Origin of the sequence: Stenotrophomonas maltophilia group sp. RNC7 (assembly GCF_030910085.1) — a bacterium.
Taxonomy (GTDB): Bacteria; Pseudomonadota; Gammaproteobacteria; order Xanthomonadales; family Xanthomonadaceae; genus Stenotrophomonas; species Stenotrophomonas sepilia.
Genome location: NZ_JAVFVN010000068.1, coordinates 1 through 319, shown reverse-complemented (window position 1 = coordinate 319; position 319 = coordinate 1). Strand labels below are relative to the sequence as shown.

At 30.4% G+C, this 319-nt stretch carries 1 protein-coding gene; it reads left to right on the top strand.

Annotated features, from left to right (window positions below):
• Positions 1–21: 21 nt before the first annotated feature.
• On the top strand, positions 22–319 hold a 298-nt coding region (locus RCF13_RS00525; protein ID WP_308140705.1), incomplete at its 3' end, for a TetR/AcrR family transcriptional regulator.

Genomic DNA, 319 nt, shown 5'->3' with positions numbered 1-319 from the left:
AATATAAGGAGGATAAATCACTTGGGTAATCTCACTAGCTCACGTACACAAGTTTTAATAAAAAATACATTCATGGATTTATTAAGAGAAAAACCATTCTCATCCATTACAATAAATAACATTTGCGAAAAGGCAATGATTCACAGAAGTACCTTCTATCGTTATTATGATGACAAGTATGAACTGTTTAGTGATGCAGCAAATACTATCGCAAGAAACCTCTTTGAACAAACAAAGCAAGGTTTAGAGTTAGAACACACATTATTTGAGGAAGTAATCAAATATATAGATGTTAATCGTGCTTTATTTTTTAACGTTA